The sequence below is a fragment of the Streptomyces sp. NPDC101110 genome, from assembly GCF_044759525.1.
Taxonomy (GTDB): Bacteria; Actinomycetota; Actinomycetes; order Streptomycetales; family Streptomycetaceae; genus Streptomyces.
On sequence record NZ_JBIVZM010000001.1, the window covers coordinates 545,826 to 569,865 of the forward strand.

Genomic DNA, 24,040 nt, shown 5'->3' on the forward strand with positions numbered 1-24,040 from the left:
GCGGCGCGGCCGATGAGTTTGTGGCTCCTGGCCGGTCCAAGCTCGTGACACTCCAGGAAAGGACACCGCCATGTCGGAGCTTCTCGTCGACTTCATCACGTCCCTCGACGGCTACGCGTCGGGAGAGGGGTGGCCCGGGTTCTGGGGCCTGGAGGGCCCGGAGTACCTCGCATGGCTCGGTGAGCAGCCCGAGGTCACCTACCTGATGGGGACGAACACGTACCGCCTGATGTCGGGCTTCGCCGCGGGCGAGGTCCCGAAGGGGCAAGACGAGTTCAGGCCCGAGGAGGAGGCATCCGTCGACGAGCTCACGCAAGCGCCCAAGGTGGTGTTCTTCTCCTCCCTGGAGGAGCCACTGACCTGGGCCAACTCCACGCTCGTCCGCGACGACGCCGTCGAGGCGGTCCGCGCGATGAAGTCGAGCGGCTCAGGGCTCCTCAGCACGATCGGCAGCCTCAGTCTGTGCCGGTCCCTGCTGCGAGCCGGACTCGTCGACCGCTTCCGGGTGGTGATGTTCCCGGTGATCACCGGGGCGACGGGCGCGGAACGCATCTACGACGGCTATCCGGACGTCGCCCTCGAGATGATCACGCACCGCACCTTCGACGGCCGCATCCAGCTGGTCGAGTACAGGCCCCGCGTGCTCGAGCACCCCCCGCTCGGCGCCCCTGCGTGACGTCGCCCCCGGCCCGGACAGCCGCCGGTCCGACGGGGAGCGGCGGCCGGCCGCGGTCAACGGCGCTCGGCCCTCAACGGCGCTCAGCCCTCGACAGTGCTCCGGGCGAAAGCGACCGCCCGCTCCACGATGGCCTCCAACTGCTCGTGATGCGCACCCCGCCAGTAGGCCCGGCCACACGCAGTGCATCGCGCGAACACGTCGTACGTCGCATGCGTACCGTGTTTCAGCTGGTCGGCGACCTCGTCCTTCGTCGCCTCACACAGCACCCCGTTACAGGCCGTGCACCGCGACCAGGGCCGCAACTCGGGCCGGAACCGGTCCAGCACGTCCCGCAGCTGCTCCTCGGGCCGCGTGCTGTAGACGAACGCCCCCGCCCACAGCTCCCGGCGCCGCAGCAGCCCCCGGTCGCGGCTCAGCATCACCCGCCGCTCGGCCGCCGAACGCGCCGCCAGCGCCGGGTCGCCGATGTCGGTCGACTCGTACGCGGTGTCCACGCCGAGCAGGCGCAGCCGCCGGGCCAGCGTGCCGAGGTGCACGTCCAGGAGGAAGCGCAGGGGAGCGCCCAGGACCTGCTGGGGGCGGGCGACGGCCCGGACCGTCACCGTCTCTCCGGCCGCCGGGACGTGCGCGAAGGGCACCTCACGGCCGTCCACGAGCAGCGCGCCGACCTCGGTCAGCGGCACTCCGAGGGACTCGACGACGTGCCCCAGGCTGGAGACGCCGTCGGTGGCGGCCCGCACGGCGTCCGCCTGCCGGGCCCGCGGCACGAAGACGTGCAGCTCAGGGGGGAACTCGACCTGGATCTCGGGACCGTTCACCCGGTCAGGATGCCATGGCGAAACGGCGCCGGCCTCAGGGTTTTCCGGTCGGCAGGCCGTGTTCCAGGACGACCAGGGCGCGGTCGACGAGATCCCGGATGTCGTGGCGGTGCCCGGTCTCGGCCCAGTAGTGGGAGACCTCCGTCAGCCCGCTCATCACGGCCATGGCGAAGACCCGCAGCTCCAGACCCTCGGGGTCGAGCCCGGAGCGCTCCGCCAGGGCCTGGCGGAGCAGCCGGCCGGTGGCCGCGGTGCTCTGCAACATGCGGGCCCGGACAGCGGGCACCTCGACCCCGAGCCGTGCCCGCAGCCGGGTCACCTCGGGCTCTTCGGCGAGGCCCGGGCCGAGGGCCGTGCGCAGCACGTGCCGGAGGCTGTCGGCCCACGGCTCGTCCGCCGGCCGGGACCGCAGCTCCGCCGCGAGCGCCGGGTCCCACTCGTCGGTGACGACGATGTCCTCCTTGGCCGGGAAGTAGCGGGAGACGGTCGACGGCGACACCTCGGCGCGGTCGGCGATCTGCTCGATCGTCGTGGCGTCGTAACCCTGCTCCTCGATGAGCGCGTAGGCGGCGGCGCGGATCGCCCCGCGGGTCTTGATCTTCTTCCGCTCCCGGAGTCCCGGCCGGGGCGGGTCGGCGTGGGTGGTGCTCGGAGCCGTCATGCAGGCCATTGTCGGCCATCGCAAGGGGCCGGGCATGCGAAGGGCCACGGCCGGCAGCCGTGGCCCGACGGGGGAGGGGGCTCTACCCGTGCTGGTACGCCACCAGCGAGATCCCTACGTAGTGCGCGATGAAGGCCGCCAGGGTGAGGGAGTGGAACACCTCGTGGAAGCCGAACCAGCGCGGGGACGGGTTCGGCCGCTTGATCCCGTAGACCACGCCGCCCGCGCTGTAGAGCACACCGCCGACGATGACCAGGACGAGGACGGCGATGCCGCCGGTCCGCATGAAGTCGGGCAGGTAGAAGACGGCCGCCCAGCCCATCGCGATGTAGCAGGGCGTGTACAGCCAGCGCGGGGCGCCGACCCAGAAGACGCGGAAGAGGATGCCGGCCACGGCCGCGGCCCAGATGCCCCACAGCAGCCACTGACCCTTGGCGCCCGGCAGGAGCAGCATGGTCAGCGGGGTGTACGTGCCCGCGATGATCAGGAAGATGTTGGCATGGTCCAGCCGACGCAGGACGCCGTCCATGCGCGGGCTCCAATTGCCCCGGTGGTACAGCGCGCTCACGCCGAACAGCAGGCATGCGGTCAGAGCGAAGATGCCGCAGGCGATGCGTCCTCTGGAGGAGTCGGCGAGGGCGGTCAGCACCAGGCCGGCGATCAGCACGGCGGGGAACATGCCGAGGTGCAGCCAGCCGCGCAGCATCGGCTTCACCGGGTGCGGCAGGGAGAGCGCCTTCGGACCGTGGCCGTCGGCCGCCGAGTCCGTGGGCGCGTCGGGGACGAACGCAGTCATGGGCGAATGGTAGCTACGGAACCGTAAGTCACGTATCAGTGCCGCTGCTTGGCGGGCGAAGAGTGGCCATGCTCTCACTGCGGTCCTGCGACGGTCACGCAAACGGACTCCCAGGTGAACGCAACGTGCACGCAAAGCCGCCGCGGGAAACCGTGGCGAGCCTCACGTTGCTCACCTGTGCGCTCCTCTGGACAGATGGGCGCATACGTCGGATGATCAAATGAGTGCGGTCGGCACCGGATGAGCGCCAAGATCCACCCAGAAGCATCCGGGTCGCAGCCCCCACGGGGCCTCCACATCACAAAAAATCCCTCATTTAGGAGCAATCGTGGCGCGCGACATCGCGGCTCCCACCGTCCCCACCACCCATCAGGGGCTGATCTCGTGGGTCAACGAGATCGCCGAGCTGACGCAGCCGGACAACGTGGTCTGGTGTGACGGATCCGAGGCCGAGTACGAGCGGCTGTGCGAGGAGCTCGTAGAGAAGGGCACCTTCCGCAAACTCGACCCGATCAAGCGCCCCCACTCCTACTACGCCGCCTCCGACCCCACCGACGTCGCGCGCGTCGAGGACCGGACGTTCATCTGCTCCGAGAAGGAGGCGGACGCGGGCCCGACCAACCACTGGAAGGCCCCCTCCGAGATGCGGGAGATCTTCCAGGGCTCCGGGGGTGAGGGCGGTCTGTTCCGCGGCTCGATGCGCGGCCGCACCATGTACGTCGTGCCCTTCTGCATGGGCCCGCTCGGCTCGCCGCTGTCCGCACTCGGCGTCGAGATCACCGACTCGGCCTACGTCGCCGTCTCGATGCGCACCATGACCCGCATGGGCCAGGCCGTCCTGGACGAGCTCGGCTCCGACGGCTTCTTCGTCAAGGCCGTGCACACCCTGGGCGCCCCGCTGGAGCCCGGCCAGGCGGACGTGCCCTGGCCCTGCAACCAGACCAAGTACATCTCGCACTTCCCCGAGGACCGCGAGATCTGGTCCTACGGCTCGGGCTACGGCGGCAACGCCCTGCTCGGCAAGAAGTGCTACGCCCTGCGCATCGCCTCCGTCATGGCCCGTGACGAGGGCTGGCTGGCCGAGCACATGCTCGTCCTCAAGCTGACCCCGCCGCGCGGCGAGGCCAAGTACGTCGCCGCGGCCTTCCCGAGCGCCTGCGGCAAGACCAACCTCGCCATGCTGGAGCCGACCGTCCCCGGCTGGACCGTCGAGACCATCGGCGACGACATCGCCTGGATGCGCTTCGGCGAGGACGGCCGCCTCTACGCCATCAACCCCGAGGCCGGCTTCTTCGGCGTCGCCCCCGGCACCGGCGAGCACACCAACGCCAACGCGATGAAGACGCTCTGGGGCAACTCGGTCTTCACCAACGTCGCCCTCACCGACGACAACGACATCTGGTGGGAGGGCATGACGGAGGAGACCCCGGCCCACCTGACGGACTGGAAGGGCAACGACTGGACCCCCGAGTCCGGCGTCCCGGCCGCGCACCCCAACGCCCGGTTCACCGTGCCGGCCTCGCAGTGCCCGATCATCGCGCCGGAGTGGGAGGACCCCAAGGGCGTGCCGATCTCGGCGATCCTCTTCGGCGGCCGCCGTGCCACCGCCGTACCGCTGGTGACGGAGTCCTTCGACTGGAACCACGGTGTCTTCCTCGGCGCCAACGTGGCCTCCGAGAAGACCGCCGCCGCCGAGGGCAAGGTCGGCGAACTGCGCCGCGACCCGTTCGCGATGCTGCCGTTCTGCGGCTACAACATGGGCGACTACATGGCCCACTGGGTCGACGTGGCCAAGGACAAGGACCAGTCCAAGCTGCCGAAGATCTACTACGTCAACTGGTTCCGCAAGAACGACGAGGGCAAGTTCGTCTGGCCCGGCTTCGGTGAGAACAGCCGCGTCCTGAAGTGGATCGTGGAGCGCCTGGACGGCACCGCCGAGGGCGTCGAGACCCCGATCGGCGTGCTGCCGACCAAGGAGGCCCTCGACACCGACGGCCTGGAGCTGGCCGACTCCGACCTGGACTTCCTGCTCACGGTCGACAAGGAGGTCTGGCGCGAGGAGGCCGCCCTGGTCCCCGAGCACCTCAACACCTTCGGCGACCACACGCCGAAGGAGCTGTGGGACCAGTACCGCGCGCTGGTGCAGCGCCTGGGCTGAGCCCCACCCCTGAAACTCCGCGGCCGACTCGAACCGAGAGTGCCCTGACCAGCAACATCGTCACGGTCGGCCGCGGAACCGACTGGCGGGACCCGTACAACGGCGTGCGGGGTTCGGGGCCGGTCACCGCGCCCTCCGTCCGCCCCGACGGAAACCCAGCGGCGACCGGCCCCCTCCCGCCCGCTTCGGCACGGCCCCCAGGCGGGCTCACGAACGTGCCGATGACTGACCGAGCGCTCCGGCCGACTGCCTACGTCGACCGGGGCGCTCGGGCGTTTTCGGGGCGCCGGCGGCGGTGACGGCGATGGTCTCGGCGTCGCTGAACAGTTCGCACCACACCGTCTTGCGGCCGGCCTCCTGCTCCACACCCCACCGCACGGCCAGCGCGTCCAGCAGCGCCAGACCCCGGCCCGACTCCGCGTCGGCGCCGGCCGCCGCGACCAGGACGGGCAGGGCCCGGGGGTCGGGATCGGTGGTCCCGAGCCTGACGCGCTGTCCGTCTCGCCACACCCGCACCGTGACGGGGACGCCCTCCCCGACATGCCGGATCACGTTCGTGACGAGTTCACTCGCGCAGAGCTGCACGTCGGTCCCGTGCGGGCGCAGGGCACGCCGCACGCCGGACACCTCGGCGGGGGTGGCGAGCAGCTCCAGGGTCAGCACGGGCCGCATCAGGCGACACCCCTGCGGAGGGCGGCCGTCAGCGCTTCGACGGTGAGGAGGTTGCAGTTGCCGAGCGCGATCAGCGGCCGCGTGGGGCAGCGGGAGGCGAAGGCCGGGAGATCGAGCCCGAGGGACGGCAGGGTGATGCCGTGCGCGGCGAGCGCGGCTCGCAACTCCTCGACGCAGGCGTCGGCTTCGACGGGGCTGTGCATGGGGTTCACACCTTCCAGTGCGCTGAGTGACCAACTCCTCACACTGTGGCGCCGACCGCCGTAGCGTGACAGCCCATCGCTCTCCCGCTCCTGAACCGCGGCTGCGTGGTGAAGGGGCTGGTAGCGGGCGGTAACGGCACACCAAGGACGGTGAACGATGGGTCAGCGCAAGGACATCGACGGTTCGACGGGCGTCCCGACCTTCTACGGCAGTGAGTTGCGCTGGAAGCGGGAGGAGGCGGGCCTGACGCTCCAGCAGTTGGTGGAGGGCAGCTTCTACGGCCCGAGCCACCTCAGCGAGATCGAGCGGGGGACGCGCCGGATGCCGGCGGAACTCGCCGAGCACGTGGACAGGGTGCTGGGCACGGACGGCTTCTTCAGGCGGCGGTGCGAGGACGTGCGCCGGGCGAAACGGCGGGGCCACGCGAGCTACTTCGAGCGGGTGCTGGAGGCGGAGCAGCACGCCGAGACAATCGAGGAGTGGTGTCCGACGCTGGTGCCGGGGTTGTTGCAGACGGAGGCGTATGCGCGGGCGGTCACCCGCTCCGCGCATCCCCTGGCGCCGGACGAGGATGTGGAGGAGAAGGTGACAGCCAGGCTGGCGCGGGCCAGGCTGTTCGAGGACGACCACAAGACGCCGGAGTACTGGGTGATCCTGCCCGAGTCACTGCTGCGGCAGCCGATCCTGCCGCCGGAGCGGAACGCCGAACAGTGGGCTCGCATCACGGAATTGGCGCGGCGCCGCAGGATCGTTCCCCAGATCCTTCCGTGGAACTGCGGGGCGCACCCGCTGATGCTGGGCTCGGCCATGGTCATGACCTTCCCGGACGCGCCGCCTCTGGTGTACACGGAGGCGCAGTACAGCGGAGACACCATCGACGACCCGGCCCTCGTGAGGCAGTACCGCAAGGCATACGATCGGCTCAGGGCCGCCGCACTGCCCCCGGAGGCGTCCCTCGCCCTGATCGAGCAAGCGGCTGAGGATGACCGAAATGGCAAACCAAGCAACTGACTTGAGCACGGCCATCTGGCGCAGGAGCAGCTACAGCAACGGGGATGGCGGCAACTGCCTGGAGATAGCCGAAGCCTTCCCGGGCTCCCCCCGCTGGCGCAAGAGCACCTACAGCAACGGCGACGGCGGCAACTGCGTCGAAGTCTGCGACGCCCACACCGCCGTTGTCCCCGTCCGTGACTCCAAGGTCCCCCACGGCCCGGTCCTCACCATCACGGCCCCGGCCTGGACGTCCTTCGTCACGTCCCTCAAGTCGGTACGTGTCGCCTGACCGCCACGTGGCGCAGTGACGCTCGGCTGGGACACCCCAGCCGAGCGCCACCCTTAGTCACCGTTGGATCAGAGCTCTGTTCGTGCGTCCGTATGAAGAGACGTTGCTCATCATCACTTTTGGTCTATTCCCTGCCGTCGTTGGGTGCGCGCTCAGCCTCTCGCAAACCCTGAAACAGCTGCTGAGCGGCCAGGACGGCCACACCCAGGAGGACCCAGAGCAGAAGCGTCCGGTACTCCACCCACAAGACAGTGATCACCAAAGTGATACCGCACACTGCAAGAGCCACTGCGGCTCCGCGCGCTCGACCTCTTCCCTGCCAGGGGCCACGCATGGTCACTAGCTCGCTCCCGAGTTCATCAGAGGGAACCAACACGACTTTGCGGAGTCAGTGAGCGAACCACCGGTCACACTCTCACCGGCAGCGCCGCCTACGGCGTAGAGGTAGGGGTTGGTCTCCTGCCCCGACGAGTCGGGCCGGGTAAAGCGGCCGAGGTTTAGCCGCTACCGATCACTATGAGCGTGTCGGTACGCGTAATGCGCCGGAGCATCGCCGGGTGACAGCTCGGAGCTGAGACCACCACCCGACGCTGCCGCCGCCGCTCACAGTTGCTGGTGTCAGCTGGTCGGTCCTCGTCGGTTGGCGGCGCGGCGATGCCACAGCGCCGCGACGGGGTAAGCAAGCAGCCCGACAACTCCTCCCCATACGACGAGCCAGAGCATCCCTGCCGCGCCCCAGTCCACCCGAGGTAGTACGAAGGGCCCTGTAAGGATCAGGAGAATGAGGCCGACTACCAGTCTGGTCTGGGCCTTGCTGTCCAGCACCGCTTCACTCCTCACGGCTGCGCGTCATTGCAGCTCCTCGTAGGTCCCTTGCACAGCTCCGCCTACAGCACCGGCGAAACCTCCGACTGTTGCGCCCGCGACACAACCGGTGGCCAAGGCCGCGATGCAGCCGGTTACGCCTCCACCGACGGCGGTTGCCATGGACTTCTTGCCGACCCTCTTGACAGCGTCCAAGAATCCAAGCCCGGCCGGATCGGTGAAGTTGATGAAGTCGCCAGCGGCGTACAGGTAGGGGTTCGCCTCCTGCCCCGACGGGTCCGGTTGGGTGAAGCGGCCGAGGGACGGGTCGTAGTAGCGGTGGCCCATCTTGTAGAGGCCGGTCGGGTCGAGGTACGTGCCCGCGTAGCGGTGGGGCTGGGGGGCTGCCTCGGTGGTGGTGCCGCGGGGCAGGCCGGTGGGGCCGTAGGCGTAGGTGTGGGTGCGCTTGCCCGTGTCGTCGGCCAAGCCGAGGACGTTGCCCGTGGCGTCGGTGAGGTAGTAGTAGGACTTCCCCCCAGTCGTCATGGAGTTCAAGGTGCCCGCCGGTTCGCGGATGAATCCGGTGTCGACGCCGTTCGTCGTCGTGGACGCCAGACCGAGCGCGGTGTGGTGGAACCACGTCGAACCCAGCTTGGTGCGCTCGGAGTTGTCCGTGCCCGCGTGGACCAGGTCGTAGCTCTTGCCGTCCGCCGTGATCCCGGAGAGCTGGCTGTGGTCCGTCCACGTCTCGTTCGTGCGAGCCGTGGCGCTCGCGCCCGCCGTCTCGTTGCCGAGCTTGTCGTAGGACCAGCCCGTGGCGGAGCCGTTCTTGCCGGTCAGTTCGCTCGCGTCGTCGTAGGTGTAGGTGCTGCCGCCGGGGCAGGCGTTCTTGGTGCCGTCCTGGCTGGTGAGGTTGCCGGCCTTGTCCCAGCAGTAGAGCCACGACGCCTTGCGGGCACCCGCGGAGTCGGCTTCCAGGGCGTAGCGCAGGCGGTCCTGGGAGTCGTAGTCGTAGGTGGTCTTGTACTTGGTGAGGTTGTCGGTGCGGGTGCGGATCTTGGTCGTGTCCTTGCCCGCGGTGTTCTTGTAGCTGTAGGTCAGGTCGATGAGTGTGGTCGAGCCCGAGGTGGTCTTGATGGCCTCGGGGCGGCCGTTCTTGTCGATCGTCACCGACTGTGTCGTACCGCCGGGGTAGACGGTCTTGGTGCGCTTGTCGTTGTTGTTGTGGTCGAAGTCGGTCTTCTTGCCGTCCGGGGCGACCAGGTAGTCGAGGCGGCCGGCCTTGTCCCAGGTGTAGTCGGTCTTGCCGGTCGGGTCGGTGTAGTGGTCGACCTCACCGCCCGGGGTGTAGGCCAGCGCCGTCTGGGCGCCGTTCTGCAGGGTGCGGACGCTCTCGCGGTTGAGCTTGTCGTAGGTCCAGCCCGTGGTGCCGGAGGCGTCCGTGCGGGTCCTGACGTTGCCGTCGCCGTCGTATGCGTAGGTGACCGTGGCGTTGGTGGAGGACACCTTCGTCACGCGGTCGCGGTTGTCGTAGACGTAGACCGTCTTGATGCCGCGTCCGTCGGTGACGGTCTCCACCCGGCCGAGTGCGTCGTAGGTGTAGTCCGTCTTGCCCAGCGGCGCCGGCGGGGTGACCGTCTTGAGGTTGCCCTTGGCGTCGTACGCGAACGAGGTGACCTTGCCGTTGCCGTCTTTGGCGGTGCAGCGCTGGCCCTCGAAGCCGCCGCAGGTCGGGGTGTCCTTGTTGTAGGTGTACTCGCGGGTGCCGCCGGCGGTGCCCGAGGTGGTCACCGACATGGTGTTGCCGTTGGTGTCGTACTTGAAGGTGTCCTTGCGGCCGTCCGCCGTGGTGAAGTCGTTGGGCAGATCGGTCCCGGCGACCGTTTGATACGCCGTCACGGACGCCGTCGCCCCGAGCGGGAGCTTCTGGGAGACGGCGTTGTTGCGGCCGTCCCAGCCGTAGGTGGTGGTGTTGCCGCCCGTGCCGTCCGCTCCCGTGCCCATCGCGTCGATCGCACTCTGGAGAAGGTGGTTGGTGTACTTGGCGTGGCGGGAGTGGTTCAGGGGGTCGGTGACCTTGGTGACCTCGCCGTCCGTGTTGTGGGCGTACTGCGTCTCGTCGCCGTCGGGGTCGGTGACCGTCGTCGTGCCCGCGTCCGACGGGGTGGCGGCCGTGTAGTCGTAGCGCCAGGTCGGACCCGTGTGGCCGCCGCCGGAGGACTCGGTGGCGCGCTGCATGGAGGTGACGCGGTTGTGGTCGTCGTAGGTGAACAGGGTGACGGTGCCCTCGGGGGTGGTCACCTTGGTCAGGCGGCGCGAGGAGTCGTACGCGTAGGCCGTGGCCTTGCCGTCGGTGTCGGTGACCTTCGCCAGGTTGCCCGCCGGGTCGAGATCGAACACGGCCGTGCGGCCCGTGTGATCCTTGGCCTGCCACTGACTGGCGTTCGTCTTCACCAGGTCGATCCAACGGCCCGAGCGGGTCTCCGTCAGCTTGAAGCCCTTGTGCTCGCCGCCCTCGTCGTGCTGATCGACCGTGATCGTGCCGTCGTTCCTGTCCGTGACCTTGGTCAGCGTGCCGTGCTCGTCGTAGGTGTCCTTCGAGCCCGACTTGCGGTCGGTCAGCGTGTAGGTGCCGTCCGCGTTCTTCTTCAGGTCCTTGGAGTAGCCCGTCGGCGTGGTGTAGCCGCCGGTGGATGTCTGCTTGAACCGCAGGGCGTCGCCGGTGGCGTCGTAGACGATCACTTCCCCGTCACCGAACTGGAGATAGCGCTCGTAGGCCTGCCACCAACGCTGCGACACCTTCCCCCAGGGCGCTTCAAGGGAGTTGTACGTCCGCGTCAGCTGCAGCTTCCGACCGACGCCGGCGATGTCGAAGTCGGTGGCCGCCAGCATCAGATTGCCGTTGGAGAAGTTCACCCGCGCCACGAGTGCGTCGTTCAGGCGGGTGTCGATGATCCGGTGCCAGGGCACCTGGCCCTGCCCCTCGGGCACGAACGGGATAGCCTCGGCGGCGGCCCCCGCACGCTCGGCCCCGGCCTTGCCGCCCGCAGTACGGGCCCGCTGCGCCGCCCGCCAAGCGGCGACCTCGGCCGACGGCTCGGCCTCCGCCTGCGATACCGGTGCCTTGATCGATCCGGCCGGAGTCGCGGGAGCCTCCACCTTCGTCGGCCGGGTCCACGGACTCTCCGGCTCCGGTAACTCCGGCTTCGGGCCCGCCGCCAGCCCCGGTGCCGCCGAGAGCACCACAGCGGCAGTCGTGATCGCGGACAGGACAGCGGTTCTGTGTGTTCTTCGGGCACGCCGAAGAGACGTGCCTCTTGTACGTGCATGCATGAGCTTCCCCCACGGAAGACAGACAGTCAGAACCGGTGATCACGCTGGTCACCGGAGACGCACAAGCTGTCATAAGAAGCACACAACTGGGCGCGGCGTGCCCCGGAACGTCCCTTGCATTCGGGCCGGAATCAGCCCTGCCGTTTCTCCGCGTCAAACCGGGGCGATGTCACTGCAGCTGCCGTAGAGCGCGGGCGGAATGCGCGGTTCTGCCTCGATTGCGAGGGGGACGTTGACCGAATTCTGTGAGAGACGCCTGCCTCGTGCGCACCGTGTAACGGATTCCGAGCCCGCTCGTTCTTACCGGTGTACTTCTAAGAGGTACGTCTCTAAAGAGTGGAGCGTCATGGCCCGCCCCGCAGCGCGCAATCTGCCGAGACCCGCGGACATGTTCGACAGGGAGTGGGAGTGGAGTGAGCTGACCGCCTTCGCAACCGCCGAGGGGGCCGGTCCTCGGCTCGGCGTGGTGTCCGGCCGCCGTCGGCAGGGCAAGAGTTTTCTTCTTCAGGCGCTGGCGGACGCCACCGACGGCTTCTACTACGCGGCGGTCGAGGCATCGGCCACCGAGTCCCTGCACCTCTTGGGTGACGCGGTCGCACGCTTCACCGGTGCCGTCGTCCCACCTGCGCCGGCCAACTGGGAACAGGCGCTGGAACTGCTCTTCGGGCTGGCGAAGGACAGACCGCTGCCCGTGGTGATCGATGAGTTTCCCTACCTGGTACGGAACGCCCCAGCCCTCCCTTCCCAGTTGCAGGCCGCCATCGGGGTCCGCTCCGAACGCAACCGCAAGGAGCGGCCTCGGATCCTGCTGTGCGGCAGCGCGATGTCCTTCATGGGCGGACTCCTCTCCGGGGCTTCCCCGCTCTACGGCCGGGCGGGCCTCGATCTCGTGGTCCACTCCCTCGGCTTCCGCGAGGCCGCCGAGTTCTGGGGCATCCGTGACCCGCGGCTGGCGGTGCTCGTCCACGCGATCGTCGGCGGTACCCCGGCGTACCGACGGGAGTTCGTCGACGACGACGTGCCGGACGGGCCCGACGACTTCGACGCCTGGGTCTGCCGGACCGTACTCAACCCGGCCCGTCCCATCCATGGCGAGGCGCCGTACCTGCTGGCCGCCGAACCGGATCTGCGCAACCGGTCGCTGTACCACTCGGTCCTGGCCGCGGTGGCCGGCGGCAATCGCACCAGCGGTGGCATCGCGAGCGCGGTGGGCCGCAAGGCCACCGACATCTCGCTGCCGCTGTCCGTCCTGAAGAGCTGCGGCCTGCTCACCGCCGAGCCCGACGCCTTCCGCACCAACCGGACGACCTATCACGTCGCCGAGCCACTGATCACCTTTCACCATGCCGTCGTCCGCCCCGAGACGGCTCTGCTGAGTCGCCGCCGAGGTGCGGCCATGATGTGGGAACACAGCAGGTCCACGTTCCTCAGCAAGGTCGTCGGTCCCCACTTCGAGCGCTTGTGCCGTGAGTGGGTCGAGTGGCACGCGGACCCCGCGACGTTCGGGGGCATGCCGATCCAGGTCGCCTCCGGGACCGTGGCCGACCCGGTGAACCGGACCTCACTCGAGGCCGACGTCGTGGTGCACGGAGCCATCGGCCAGGGTCAGGGCATCCTGCTGTCCGTGGGAGAGGCGAAATGGCACAAGGTCATGCACCTTGGGCACCTGCAACGCCTGCGGCGCATCCTGCAGTTGCTGGAGGCGAAGGGCGTCGACATCCGTCACGCCAGACCCGCCTGCTACAGCGGCACCGGCTTCGACCCGGAACTGCGGGCGGCCGAGAGCCGAGGCGAGGTGGTCCTCGTCGACCTGCAACGGCTGTACCACGGTTCCTGACATCCCGGCACGCCGCGCGGTCCCGGGAGAGACGTCGACGGGGGATGTGTGGCGCCCGGTCCGCGCGTCGCTGCGGGTGCGCGCGGACCGGGGCCGTAAAGGGGGAGCCTCTGAAGAGCTCAGCGGGACGCGAGTTCGCGGGGCTCCAGGGCCGCGGTGTGGGCGTCCATCCGCTCGGCGGCCAGGATCGCGGCCGCCGTGTCCGCGCGGGAGGCGGCGACGACCAGCGCACGGCCCGCCAGGGTGTGCGCCCGCCGGTGCAGGGCAGCCGTTCCGCGATCGCGCCGGCCGCTCATCGGGGCGCGCACCGGAGTGCGCCCGCCGCGCAGCCGGCCCACCTGCTCCGCGAGCCGTTCCGCCGCGGCGTCCAGGTCGGCCGAGCCCTCCAGTGCACGCAGTTCGTCCGTGACGGCGAGCAGCGCGGCCAGGTGGCCCGCGAGCTGGATGTCCAGCTCCTCCTCGCGGGAACGGTGCGGGAAGTCGGAGTCGGGGCCGTCCACCGTGCTGTGGACCGACTTGGTGCGGATCGGTTCGTACATGGGAGGGCCTCCTGAGTTCTTACAGGAAGCCATCCTAGCTTAGATTTCGTCTAAAGTTGATCCGTTCACAAAACAGGACTGCCTGCACACAAAGCGTGAGCAGGCAGTCAAGGTCGTTCGGGCGCGGTCAGGGCTGGCTGTAGCCGTCCAGGAAGTGACCGATCCGCCCCACCGCGTCGGTCAGGTCCCCGACCGTCGGCAGGGTCACCACCCGGAAGTGGTCCGGCTCCGGCCAGTTGAAGCCCGTGCCCTGGACAACCATGATCTTCTCGCGCCGGAGCAGGTCCAGGACCATGCGGCGGTCGTCCTTGATCTTGAAGACCTTGGGGTCCAGGCGCGGGAAGAGATACAGCGCGCCCTTGGGCTTCACACAGGTCACACCGGGGATCTGGGTCAGCAGCTCGTACGCCGTGTCCCGCTGCTCGCGCAGCCGTCCGCCCGGCAGTACCAGGTCGTTGATCGTCTGCCGTCCACTGAGTGCCGCGACGACTCCGTGCTGCCCCGGCATGTTCGCGCACAGGCGCATGTTCGCCAGGATCGTCAGGCCCTCGATGTAGGAGTCGGCGTGGGCGCGCGGCCCGGAGATCGACATCCAGCCGACCCGGTAGCCGGCGACCCGGTAGGCCTTCGACATGCCGTTGAAGGTCAGGGTGAGCAGGTCCGGGGCGACGGAGGCGGTAGGGGTGTGCGTGGCACCGTCGTAGAGGATCTTGTCGTAGATCTCGTCGGAGCAGACGAGCAGGTTGTGCCGGCGGGCGATGTCGGTCAGGCCCTTGATCATCGCCTCGTCGTAGACGGCCCCGGTCGGGTTGTTGGGGTTGATGATCACGAGCGCCTTGGTGCGGTCGGTGACCTTGCGCTCGATGTCGGCGAGGTCCGGCATCCAGTCGGCCTGCTCGTCGCAGCGGTAGTGCACGGCGGTGCCGCCGGACAGGGAGACGGCGGCGGTCCACAGTGGGTAGTCGGGCGCGGGGACGAGGACCTCGTCGCCGTCGTCCAGCAGGCCCTGCATCGCCATCACGATCAGCTCGGAGACGCCGTTTCCGATGAAGACGTGCTCGACGTCGGTCTCGATGCCGAGGGTCTGGTTGTGCATGACGACCGCCCGGCGTGCGGCCAGCAGGCCCTTGGCGTCGCCGTAGCCGTGCGCCGACGACACGTTGCGGAGGATGTCCTCCAGGATCTCCGGCGGGCACTCGAAGCCGAACGCGGCCGGGTTGCCGGTGTTCAGCTTGAGGATGCGATGACCGGCAGCTTCCAGTCGCATCGCCTCCTCGAGCACCGGGCCCCGGATCTCGTAACAGACGTTGGCGAGCTTGGTCGACTGGATCACCTGCATGTCTGGGAGCTTACGGCCCGGTAATGCCTCCCGGGTCGTGTTTTCCGCCACGTGAGACGCGGGGATTTGGGGCGATATCGCCACACGCTGTCCCACCAGCCCCTTCGGTCCCTACAATTTCCCGCCATGTCCAAGCCATTCGATTACGCCGACGGAGCGACGGGCGGTGAGCAGCCCCAGGGGCCGCCGCCCGTGTACCTGCCGCAGGGGGTCGCCCCGCCGGTGTACGACGCCTACGCGGACCCGGCGGCGGCGCACGGATGGCAGGACCCGTACGACCCGGCGGGCCCGGCACCCGCCGAAGGCGGTGCGGGCCATGCCCACGGCGGCCCCGGGTATCCCGGAGACACCGGCGGCCCCGGGTATTCCGGAGACACCGGTGGCACCGGAGACACCGGAGGCCCCTCGCATCCCGGTCGCTCGGGCGGTCTCGGGGAGACCCGTGAGATGCCGGTGGTGCCGGGGGAGGTGCCGGTGCCGGGTGGTCGGGCCGGGGGTGGGCGCCGGGCCCGGCGCAAGCCCCCTGTCTCGCGGTCGCGTCGCCTGGCGGTCGCGGCCGGTGCCGTGGGTGCCGTGTCCGCGGCCGTGCTCATCGCCGGATTCTCCTTCTCCGGCGCGCCCTCCGGCGGGACGCGGGGCGGCGAGAGCGGCCGCACGGATCCGGCGACGGGGGGCTCCCCGGCGGCGTCGCCCGGGGACAGCGGTCCGGCGGCGAGTCCGGACGCCCCGCTCGCGGATCGCCCGGCGACCTCTGACGGTCCGTCCGGGGCCGCGTCCCCGAGTCCGGCCCCGGCGGAGAGCCGGACCCGGTCCGCGTCGCCGTCCGCCACGGACAGCACGCCGCCCCCGGCCGACGGTCCCACGACCACCGCCCCCGCCGACTCCGTCCCCACCGCCACGGCCTCGGCGCCCGGCAGGCCGGACGGGAAACCCGGGCACGGACCCGGCGGCACCAAGGGCCCCAAGTGAGCGGCCGGTAAGGGTGGTTGAGTAGGGTCATTCCGGACCCTGAAGTTCCGGTTGTGGAACAGGTTCTTGTGCCACCCCCTTGCGACGATCACAATGTGCATGACAATCGTGCAGGCGGCCGGAGGATTTCCGGCCGCCTCCGTCGCAAGAGGGGACCCCCCATGAGAAAACCTCTCGCCGCCGCGATCTGCGCCCTGGCGATGGCCGGGGCCGGCGCGGCTCCCGCGACCGCTGCCGATGCCGCCCCCACGGGCGTCGGCAAGGCCGCGGACACGGGTCAGGTCACGTCCGCCGTGTCGGGCGTGGTCGATTCCGTGGAGCAGACGCTGTCCGGGCTCCGCGGCCCCCAGGCCAAGGCCGTGAACTTCGCCGGCACCGTCGCGCTCAGCAACTGCTCCGGCTCGGTCGTCCGCATGCCGGACTCCGAGGCCGACGACCCGGCGCTCGTGATGACCAACGGCCATTGCCTGGAGTCCGGCTTCCCCGGCCCCGGCCAGGTCCTCGTCGACAAGGCCTCCAGCCGCACCTTCGGCCTTCTCAACGCCTCCGGCTCGCGCGTCGCCACCCTTCGCGCCGCCAAGCTCGCATACGGCACGATGACCGACACGGACGTCGCGCTCTACCAGCTCACCACCACGTACGCGCAGATCAAGAGCTCGTACAACATCAACCCGCTGACGCTGAACGACAGTCACCCGGTGGCCGGCACCGCCATCAGCATCCCCTCCGGCTACTGGAAGCGGATCTACAGCTGCTCCATCGACGGGTTCGCGTACCGCCTGAAGGAGGGCGACTGGACCTGGAAGGACTCGGTCCGCTACACCTCCGCCTGCAACACCATCGGCGGCACGTCCGGCTCACCCGTCGTCGACCAGGCCACCAACAAGGTCGTCGCCATCAACAACACCGGCAATGAGGACGGTGAGCGCTGCACGGTGAACAACCCGTGCGAGGTCGACGAGAACGGCACCGTGACCGTCCGCAAGGGCATCAACTACGCCCAGGAGACCTACGGGATTCCGGCCTGCTTCGGGATCGACAACAAGCTCGACCTCAGCGCGAGCGGCTGCACCCTGCCCAAGCCGTAAGGCGGACAGGGTGCCGGCCGGGCGGTCACGCGGGAGGAGTTCCGCGGACCGCCCGGCCCGCCAGCACGTCCGTGCGCCGACCGTCCTCGATCACGAACCGGCCGTCGACCAGGACGTACGGGATGCCCGTCGGGAGCGTGCGCGGCTCGGCGAACGTGGAGCCCGCCGCCACCGTCACCGGGTCGAACAGCACCAGGTCGGCCTTGTAGCCCTCGCGGACCAGACCCCGGTCGGGCAGCCGGAGCCGCGCCGCCGGGCGCGAGGTGAGGTGCGCGACGCACTCCTCCAGCGACAGCACCCCCAACTCCCTCACGTAGTGCCCGAGATAGTGCGGGAACGTGCCGTAGGCGCGCGGGTGCGGCTTGGCGCCCTGGAGGATGCCGTCCGAGCCGCCCGTGTGCACCCGATGGCGCATGATCGCCCGGACGTTCTCCTCGTGCCCGACGTGCTGGAGGATCGTCGGGGCCAGCCGGTCGGCCAGCAGCAGCCCGCGTGCGGTCACCCAGGGCGCCTCGCGCCGCCGGTCCGCCGACTCCCGGATCGTCCGGCCGACGAAATCGGCCAGGGCCGGATCGCCCACGCCCGAGATCTCGATCGTGTCCCACTCGACGGGCACGCCGTGGCAGCCGTCCGAGCCGGTGACCTCCAGGTGGTGCCGGATGCGCTGCGCCGTCTCCTCGTCCGCCAGCCGCCTCAGCGTCGCCTCCGGGCCGCCTTCGCTCGCCCAGCTCGGCAGCACCGCCGCCAGCGTCGTACAGCCCGGGGTGTACGGGTAGGTGTCGAGGCTGATGTCGGATCCGGCCGCGAGCGCCTCGTCCAGCAGGTCCAGCAGCTCCGGGGCCCGGCCCTTGTTCACGCCGAAGTTCATGGTGGCGTGGGCGAGGTGCAGGGAGCAGCCCGCCTCCCGGGTCAGCGCCACCATCTCCGCGTAGGCCTGGAGGGCCCCGGCCCCGTAGGAGCGGTGGTGCGGGCAGTAGTAGCCGCCGTAGGAGGCCACCACCCGGCACAGCTCGGTCAGTTCGGCGTCGGGCGCGTACATGCCCGGCGTGTAGGTCAGCCCCGAGGACATGCCGACCGCGCCCTGCTCCATGCCCTCGGCGACCAGTCCGCGCATCCGGTCCAGCTCGTCCGGGGTCGCCTCGCGGTCCTCCCAGCCGACCGCGAGCGCCCGGACCGTGCCCTGCGGGATCAGATACGCCGCGTTCACGGCGATCCCGCGGTCCAGCCGGTCGAGGTACTCGCCGACCGTGCGCCAGTCGAAGTCGATGTCGTCACCCGGGCCGTTCCACCCGGCGATCGCCCGCCGCACCTCGCCCAGCGTGCGGTCGTCGACCGGCGCGTACGACAGCCCGTCCTGACCGATGACCTCCAGGGTGACGCCCTGCGCGGCCTTGGCGCTGTGGTCGGGGTCGCGCAGCAGCGCCAGGTCGCTGTGCGCGTGCATGTCGACGAAGCCGGGGGACAGGACCAGGCCCTCGGCGTCCAGCTCCCGGCGGGCCTTCGGCCGCTGGCAGCCGGCCGCCGCGGCCTCCTTGACGATGCCGACGATCCGGCCGCCGTCGACCACGACATCGGCCCGGTAGGCGTCCGCGCCGGAGCCGTCGACGACGTCGGCGTCCCGGATGACGAGTTCCTCCATCGCCCGGCCTCCTAGAAGAAGGTGCGGACGTAGTCGACGACCGTGCCGTCCGCCTCCGCGACCGGGATCAGCTGCCACTTGTCGAACGACGTGCACGGGTGGGACAGCCCGAGCCCGACCCAGTCGCCGACCTCCAGATCGGCCTCCGAAGTGGTGGCGAGCCAGGCGTGCTGGTCGGACAGGGCCGTCACCGACACGCCCGTGGCCGGGCGCTCGGCGCCGTCCCGTCGGATCACCTGGGCGAAGGGCAGGTCCAGGTCGTGGGCCGCGTCCCGCTTGCCCGCGTTGACGAAGGCCTGCTCGGCCGACGGCCGCGACACCACCTGCGTCCACAGGCGGAACGCGGGCTCCAGGGCGCCCTCCTCGGGGACCCGGTTGAACGGGGTGAGCTTGCGGTAGTGGCCGTCGTCGTGCGAGACATAGGCGCCCGAGCGCAGCAACTTCAGCACGGGACGCGAGAGTTCGGGGATGTCCGCGAAGACCTCGGCGACCGCGTCGAACCAGGCGCTGCCGCCCGCGCTGACCACGATCTCGTCCAGCCCGGCGAACCGCCCGGCCTTGTCGAAGTCGGCGGCCAGCGCGACCAGCCGCCGCAGCCACGCGGTCACCCGCTCGGTGTCGGCCTTCGGCACCTCGCCCTCGTAGCCCGCGACACCGACGAGCCGCAGCGTCCGCGTGCCCGCCACCGCGTCGGCGACCGCCGCGCACTCGGTCTCCGTCCGGACGCCGGTACGGGCGCCCTCCCCGGCGGCGAGCTCGACGACGACGTCCACGGGGCGGGTGGCGGCGGCGTCCCGCAGCGCGGCGTCCATCAGCTCGACGCCGCGCACGGAGTCGACGTAACAGACCAGTTCGAAGTCCGGGTCGGCGTCCAGCTCGGCCGCGATCCAGCGCAGGGCCGCCGCGTCGACCAGCTCGTTCGCCAGGAACACGCGCCGGGTCCCGAACGCCCGCGCCACCCGCACCTGGTGCGGGACGGCCAGCGTGATGCCCCACGCCCCGTGCTCGATCTGACGCCGGAACAGCTGCGGCGCCATGGAGGTCTTGCCGTGCGGCGCGAAAGCCAGGCCGTGGCGTGCCGCGTAGGTCTCCATGAGCTTCAGGTTGTGCTCCAGGCGCTCGGCGGACAGTGCGAGCACGGGCGTGGCGAAGCCGCCGGTGAACAGGTTGCGGCGCTGGCCGGCCAGCTCGGCGACGGTCAGCCCGTCGGCGTCCGGCGGGAGGCCCTTGAAGCGGTGGTCGACGCGCTCGGCGGCGAGCCGGGCGAGGGACTGGGCTGTGTCGGCCGTCATGGAGCCTCCTGATCTGCGGCGTTGCAGTATCTGCAACCTTCATTGCGTATGTCGCTGAACGCTGTCTAACATCTCGGCCACCCCCGGTCAATGAAACCGCCGCCCACCGACCTCGCAGAGGAGCTACGAACATCGTGACCCCCACCGGACCCTGTGACGCCCCCGACGTCGTGGACGTCGTCGCGCTCGGCGAGTCCATGGTCACGTTCCTGCCCTCCCGGCCGGGACGCCTCGCCGACGTGCCGTCCTTCGAGCGGGGAATCGGCGGGGCGGAGTCGAACGTGGCCTGCGTGCTGGCCGCCGCCGGGCACTCCGCGCGGTGGATCAGCAGGGTGGGGGACGACGCCTTCGGCGATCACCTGGTCGAGACGGTCGGCGCCTACGGGGTCGACGTGGCCCACGTCCGGCGCGACCCGGGCCGCCCCACCGGCATCTACTTCCGCACCGCCGGGGACCGGGCCGGCGACGCCCACGAGGTGGCCTACTACCGGGCCGGTTCGGCGGCCTCCGCGATGAGCGCGACCGACCCCGACCCGGCCGCGGTACGCGCCGGGCGCGTGCTGCACCTGTCCGGCATCACCGCCGCGCTGTCCGGGACCTGCCGGGACCTGATGCGCGACCTGACCGCCCGCCGCCCCGGCCGCCCCCTGGTCTCCTTCGACGTCAACCACCGCCCCGGCCTGTGGCGCGACACGGACGCCCCGACGGTCCTGCGCGACCTGGCCCGGGGCGCGGACCTCGTCTTCGTCGGACAGGACGAGGCCTGGGGGCTGCGCAGCGCCGAAGCCGTCCGCGCTGCCCTCCCCGAACCCGAGGTGCTGGTCGTCAAGCAGGGCGCCGCCGGAGCCACCGTCTTCGACCGGAGGGACGTCACCTTCGTGCCCGCACCCCGGGTCGACGTCGTCGCCGCCGTCGGTGCCGGAGACGCCTTCGCCGCCGGGTTCCTCTCCGCCACCCTGCGCGGACTGCCCGCGCGGGACCGGCTGCGGCACGGGCACCTGATGGCCGCCGCCGCGCTCACCGTGCCCGGCGACCTCGCCACACCACCCGCACGGGAGCACGCCGACCGGCTCGCCGCCCTGGACGACGCGGCATGGGGGAGACTGCGACTCGGCCCGGGCTGGACCGAGGAGCCCCAGCGGGCCGACGAGGAGGTACGAACGCCATGAGCCAGACCGTCGACCGCGCGCTGAGCATCCTGCCGCTGCTCGCCGAGGGCCCCGCCGACCTGGGGCAGGTCGCCGACCGCCTCGGCGTCCACAAGTCCACGGCCCTGCGGCTGCTGCGCACCCTGCACGAGCACGGGCTGGTCTACCGCCAGTCCGACCAGCGCTACCGCCTCGGCGCCCGGCTCTTCGCCCTCGCCCAGGAGGCGATGGAGAACCTCGACGTCCGCGAGATCGCCCACCCCCACCTGGTCCGCCTCAACGAGAGCTGCGGACACACCGTGCACCTCGCCGTGTACGAGGAGAACGAGGTCCTCTACATCGACAAGGTCGAGAGCCGCTACCCGGTGCGCATGTACTCCCGCATCGGCAAGCCCGTCGCCCTCACCGTCGCCGCGGTCGCCAAGCTGCTGCTGGCCGACCTGCCCGAACAGGAGCGGCGGGCGGTCGCGGAGAAGCTCGAGTACCCCGGTTACACGTCCCGTTCGACCCCCAACGCCACCGCGTTCCTGCGCGAGCTGGAGAAGGTGCGCGAACAGGGCTGGGCCACCGACCTCGGCGGCCACGAGGAGTCCATCAACTGCGTCGCGGCGCCCATCCGCGGCGCCGACGGCCGGGTCGTCGCCGCGATGTCGGTCTCCGCGCCGAACGTCGTCGTCACCGCCGACGAACTCCTCACCCTCCTGCCGCTGGTGCGCCGTACGGCGGACGCCATCAGCGGGGAGTACTCCGGCAGAACACCAGTGAAGGGCACCGTATGACGGACAAGATCGCACTCACCCCCCAGACCCACACCACCCCGCCGGCGAAGTTCTCCCACGGCGTGAAGAAGGGCAACATCCTCCAGGTCGCCGGGCAGGTCGGCTTCCTGCCCGCCGAGGAGGGCAAGGCGCCCACGCCCGCCGGGCCGACCCTGCGCGAGCAGACGCTCCAGACCGTGGCCAACGTCAAGGCGATCCTGGAGGAGGGCGGCGCCTCCTGGGACGACGTGATGATGATCCGCGTCTACCTGACGGACGTCGACCACTTCGCCGAGATGAACGCGATCTACAACGCGTACTTCGAGGAGCAGGGCCTGACCCAGCCGCCCGCCGCGCGCACGACGGTCTACGTCGGTCTGCCCGCGGGTCTCCTCGTCGAGATCGACGCCCTGGCCGTCCTCGGCTGACCCCACCCCCACCCCGCCTCACCGAGGCGCGGCGCCACCGATGCGCCGCGCCGCGCTCCCCCCTACCCAGAAGCCGCATGCCTTTACGCAGAGGACCCCCGAATGTCCCTTCCGCTCGCCGCGTCCGCCCCTGCCGAGACCCCACCCCACACGGGAGGACTGCTCCTCCTCGTCGACGGCACGGCCGGACTCCTGCTCACCGCAGCGCTCGGCATCGCCCTGCTGCTGTTCCTCATCATCAAGATGAGACTCCAGCCGTTCGTCGCCCTGCTGGCGGTCTCCATAGCCGTCGGCCTCGCCGCCGGTCTGTCGGTCACCGAACTCTTCGGCACGGTCCAGAAGTCGGACGCCGTCTCCACGATCGAGTCCGGCATGGGCGGCATCCTCGGCCATGTCGCCATCATCATCGGCCTGGGCACCATGCTCGGCGCGATCCTCGAAGTCAGCGGCGGCGCCGAGGTGCTGGCGAGCCGTCTGCTCGGACTGTTCGGCGAGAAGCGCGCCCCGCTCGCCATGGGCCTCACGGGCCTGATCTTCGGCATCCCGGTCTTCTTCGACGTCGGCATCTTCGTCCTGGCCCCGATCGTCTACGCCGCCGCCAAGCGATCCGGCAAGTCGATCCTGCTCTACTGTCTGCCGCTGCTCGCGGGCCTGTCGGTCACCCACGCGTTCCTGCCGCCGCACCCCGGCCCGGTCGCCGCCGCCGGTCTCCTGCACGTCGACCTCGGCTGGGTCATCCTCATGGGCATCGTCTGCGGGCTGCCCGCCGTGGTCGCCGCCTGGGGCTACTCGGCGTGGGTCGGCCGCCGCATCTTCGTCCCCGTGCCGCAGGACATGGTCGAGGCGGCCGAGGAGGCCAAGCAATCCGTCGTCGACGAGCAGCGCGCCGCCGGGGTCGCGCCCAGCGAGCAGCCGGTCTCCCTGGGCACGGTCCTGGGCATCATCGGCACCCCGCTGGTCCTCATCCTCGCGGCGACCTTCTCCTCCATCGCCCTGGAGCCCTCGACCCTCCGCTCGGTGATCGAGTTCTTCGGCAACCCGTTCGTGGCGCTGACGATCGCCCTGTTCCTCGCCTACTACCTGCTCGGCATCCGCCGCGGCTGGTCCCGCAAGTCCCTGGAGACGGTGTCGACGGCGTCCCTCAAGCCGGTCGGCAACATCCTGCTGGTGGTCGGCGCGGGCGGCATCTTCGGCGCCGTCCTCAAGGCCAGCGGCGTCGCCCAGGCCCTCTCGGACACCTTCAACGACGTGGGCCTGCCGGTGCTCGTCCTGTCCTACCTGATCTCCGTGGTCCTGCGCGTGGCCCAGGGCTCGGCGACGGTGGCGATCGTGACGACGGCGGGCATCGTGGCCCCGCTCCTGTCCGAGGGCGACCACTCCCAGGCGTTCGTCGCCCTGGTCATCATGGCCATCTCGGCCGGATCCATCTTCGCCTCCCATGTGAACGACGGCGGCTTCTGGATGGTGGCGAAGTACTTCGGCATCAGCGAGCGGGACACCCTCAAGACCTGGACGGTGCTGGAGAGCGTGCTGTCGGTGGCGGGGTTCGCGGTGGCGGCGGTATTGAGCCTGTTCGTGTAGGCGTCTGATAACGAA

At 70.3% G+C, this 24,040-nt stretch carries 21 protein-coding genes; 11 read left to right on the forward strand and 10 right to left on the reverse strand.

Annotation, left to right across the window (positions count from 1 at the left end; translation table 11 throughout):
• Positions 1 to 70 precede the first annotated feature (70 nt).
• Positions 71 to 676: a dihydrofolate reductase family protein gene (locus tag ACIQU3_RS02580; RefSeq protein ID WP_403923086.1), complete on the forward strand. Its 606-nt coding sequence runs from the start codon at positions 71 to 73 to the stop codon at positions 674 to 676.
• 83 nt (positions 677 to 759) lie between these two features.
• Here ACIQU3_RS02580 and ACIQU3_RS02585 read toward each other — a convergent pair whose 3' ends face one another.
• The 3 genes from ACIQU3_RS02585 to ACIQU3_RS02595 form a co-directional block, all read right to left on the reverse strand.
• Positions 760 to 1,497, reverse strand: coding sequence for a Mut7-C RNAse domain-containing protein (locus ACIQU3_RS02585; protein ID WP_403923088.1), 738 nt, complete (start codon positions 1,495 to 1,497; stop codon positions 760 to 762).
• Between the two features lie 34 nt (positions 1,498 to 1,531).
• Positions 1,532 to 2,167 carry a TetR/AcrR family transcriptional regulator gene (locus ACIQU3_RS02590; RefSeq protein ID WP_403923090.1) on the reverse strand — a complete coding sequence of 212 codons (636 nt, stop codon included), beginning with the start codon at positions 2,165 to 2,167 and terminating at the stop codon, positions 1,532 to 1,534.
• Positions 2,168 to 2,240: 73 nt separating this feature from the next.
• The gene (locus tag ACIQU3_RS02595) at positions 2,241 to 2,954 is read right to left on the reverse strand and encodes a hemolysin III family protein (RefSeq protein WP_403724991.1); all 714 of its coding nucleotides are present in this window, start codon (positions 2,952 to 2,954) and stop codon (positions 2,241 to 2,243) included.
• A gap of 328 nt (positions 2,955 to 3,282) precedes the next feature.
• On the opposite strand from ACIQU3_RS02595, the gene ACIQU3_RS02600 reads away from it, so the two are divergent.
• On the forward strand, positions 3,283 to 5,112 hold the full coding sequence (locus tag ACIQU3_RS02600) for a phosphoenolpyruvate carboxykinase (GTP) (RefSeq protein ID WP_403724994.1): 1,830 nt from the start codon (positions 3,283 to 3,285) through the stop codon (positions 5,110 to 5,112).
• A 207-nt stretch (positions 5,113 to 5,319) separates the two neighbouring features.
• On the opposite strand, the gene ACIQU3_RS02605 is transcribed toward ACIQU3_RS02600, so the two are convergent.
• Positions 5,320 to 5,784: an ATP-binding protein gene (locus ACIQU3_RS02605; protein ID WP_403923092.1), complete on the reverse strand. Its 465-nt coding sequence runs from the start codon at positions 5,782 to 5,784 to the stop codon at positions 5,320 to 5,322.
• Positions 5,784 to 5,987 (reverse strand): hypothetical protein, encoded by a 204-nt coding sequence (locus ACIQU3_RS02610; protein WP_403923093.1) that lies wholly within the window; start codon positions 5,985 to 5,987, stop codon positions 5,784 to 5,786. Before ACIQU3_RS02610 ends, ACIQU3_RS02605 begins: the two co-directional genes overlap by 1 nt.
• A 157-nt stretch (positions 5,988 to 6,144) precedes the next feature.
• Here ACIQU3_RS02610 and ACIQU3_RS02615 point away from each other — a divergent pair, with 157 nt between their 5' ends.
• Both ACIQU3_RS02615 and ACIQU3_RS02620 read left to right on the forward strand, forming a co-directional pair.
• Positions 6,145 to 6,999, forward strand: coding sequence for a helix-turn-helix transcriptional regulator (locus ACIQU3_RS02615; protein ID WP_403923095.1), 855 nt, complete (start codon positions 6,145 to 6,147; stop codon positions 6,997 to 6,999).
• On the forward strand, positions 6,971 to 7,270 hold the full coding sequence (locus ACIQU3_RS02620; RefSeq protein WP_403923097.1) for a DUF397 domain-containing protein: 300 nt from the start codon (positions 6,971 to 6,973) through the stop codon (positions 7,268 to 7,270). The genes ACIQU3_RS02615 and ACIQU3_RS02620 overlap by 29 nt, the downstream gene beginning before the upstream one ends.
• Before the next feature lie 849 nt (positions 7,271 to 8,119).
• Here the strand turns inward: ACIQU3_RS02620 and ACIQU3_RS02625 are convergent.
• Positions 8,120 to 11,407: an RHS repeat-associated core domain-containing protein gene (locus tag ACIQU3_RS02625; protein WP_403923099.1), complete on the reverse strand. Its 3,288-nt coding sequence runs from the start codon at positions 11,405 to 11,407 to the stop codon at positions 8,120 to 8,122.
• 346 nt (positions 11,408 to 11,753) lie between these two features.
• Here ACIQU3_RS02625 and ACIQU3_RS02630 point away from each other — a divergent pair, with 346 nt between their 5' ends.
• The gene (locus ACIQU3_RS02630; RefSeq protein ID WP_403923101.1) at positions 11,754 to 13,244 is read left to right on the forward strand and encodes an ATP-binding protein; all 1,491 of its coding nucleotides are present in this window, start codon (positions 11,754 to 11,756) and stop codon (positions 13,242 to 13,244) included.
• 119 nt (positions 13,245 to 13,363) lie between these two features.
• Here the strand turns inward: ACIQU3_RS02630 and ACIQU3_RS02635 are convergent, their stop codons facing one another.
• Both ACIQU3_RS02635 and ACIQU3_RS02640 read right to left on the reverse strand, forming a co-directional pair.
• On the reverse strand, positions 13,364 to 13,783 hold the full coding sequence (locus tag ACIQU3_RS02635) for a hypothetical protein (RefSeq protein ID WP_403725018.1): 420 nt from the start codon (positions 13,781 to 13,783) through the stop codon (positions 13,364 to 13,366).
• Between the two features lie 127 nt (positions 13,784 to 13,910).
• Positions 13,911 to 15,122, reverse strand: coding sequence for a pyridoxal phosphate-dependent aminotransferase (locus ACIQU3_RS02640; RefSeq protein WP_366712153.1), 1,212 nt, complete (start codon positions 15,120 to 15,122; stop codon positions 13,911 to 13,913).
• Positions 15,123 to 15,248: 126 nt separating this feature from the next.
• On the opposite strand from ACIQU3_RS02640, the gene ACIQU3_RS02645 reads away from it, so the two are divergent.
• Positions 15,249 to 16,091 carry a hypothetical protein gene (locus ACIQU3_RS02645; protein ID WP_403725022.1) on the forward strand — a complete coding sequence of 281 codons (843 nt, stop codon included), beginning with the start codon at positions 15,249 to 15,251 and terminating at the stop codon, positions 16,089 to 16,091.
• Between the two features lie 161 nt (positions 16,092 to 16,252).
• Positions 16,253 to 17,179, forward strand: coding sequence for a serine protease (locus ACIQU3_RS02650; protein WP_403725026.1), 927 nt, complete (start codon positions 16,253 to 16,255; stop codon positions 17,177 to 17,179).
• Positions 17,180 to 17,204: 25 nt separating this feature from the next.
• Here the strand turns inward: ACIQU3_RS02650 and ACIQU3_RS02655 are convergent, their stop codons facing one another.
• Both ACIQU3_RS02655 and ACIQU3_RS02660 read right to left on the reverse strand, forming a co-directional pair.
• On the reverse strand, positions 17,205 to 18,818 hold the full coding sequence (locus ACIQU3_RS02655; protein ID WP_403923103.1) for an amidohydrolase family protein: 1,614 nt from the start codon (positions 18,816 to 18,818) through the stop codon (positions 17,205 to 17,207).
• 11 nt (positions 18,819 to 18,829) lie between these two features.
• Positions 18,830 to 20,110, reverse strand: a complete 1,281-nt coding sequence (locus ACIQU3_RS02660; RefSeq protein ID WP_403923105.1) for an amino acid deaminase — start codon at positions 20,108 to 20,110, stop codon at positions 18,830 to 18,832.
• A gap of 134 nt (positions 20,111 to 20,244) precedes the next feature.
• On the opposite strand from ACIQU3_RS02660, the gene ACIQU3_RS02665 reads away from it, so the two are divergent.
• From ACIQU3_RS02665 to ACIQU3_RS02680, 4 genes are all read left to right on the forward strand, one after another.
• On the forward strand, positions 20,245 to 21,279 hold the full coding sequence (locus ACIQU3_RS02665) for a sugar kinase (RefSeq protein ID WP_403923107.1): 1,035 nt from the start codon (positions 20,245 to 20,247) through the stop codon (positions 21,277 to 21,279).
• Positions 21,276 to 22,037, forward strand: coding sequence for an IclR family transcriptional regulator (locus ACIQU3_RS02670; protein ID WP_403725038.1), 762 nt, complete (start codon positions 21,276 to 21,278; stop codon positions 22,035 to 22,037). Before ACIQU3_RS02665 ends, ACIQU3_RS02670 begins: the two co-directional genes overlap by 4 nt.
• Complete coding sequence (locus ACIQU3_RS02675) at positions 22,034 to 22,444, forward strand: RidA family protein (protein ID WP_403923109.1); 411 nt, start codon at positions 22,034 to 22,036, stop codon at positions 22,442 to 22,444. Before ACIQU3_RS02670 ends, ACIQU3_RS02675 begins: the two co-directional genes overlap by 4 nt.
• 102 nt (positions 22,445 to 22,546) lie before the next feature.
• Positions 22,547 to 24,025: a GntP family permease gene (locus ACIQU3_RS02680; protein ID WP_403923111.1), complete on the forward strand. Its 1,479-nt coding sequence runs from the start codon at positions 22,547 to 22,549 to the stop codon at positions 24,023 to 24,025.
• Positions 24,026 to 24,040 lie beyond the last annotated feature (15 nt).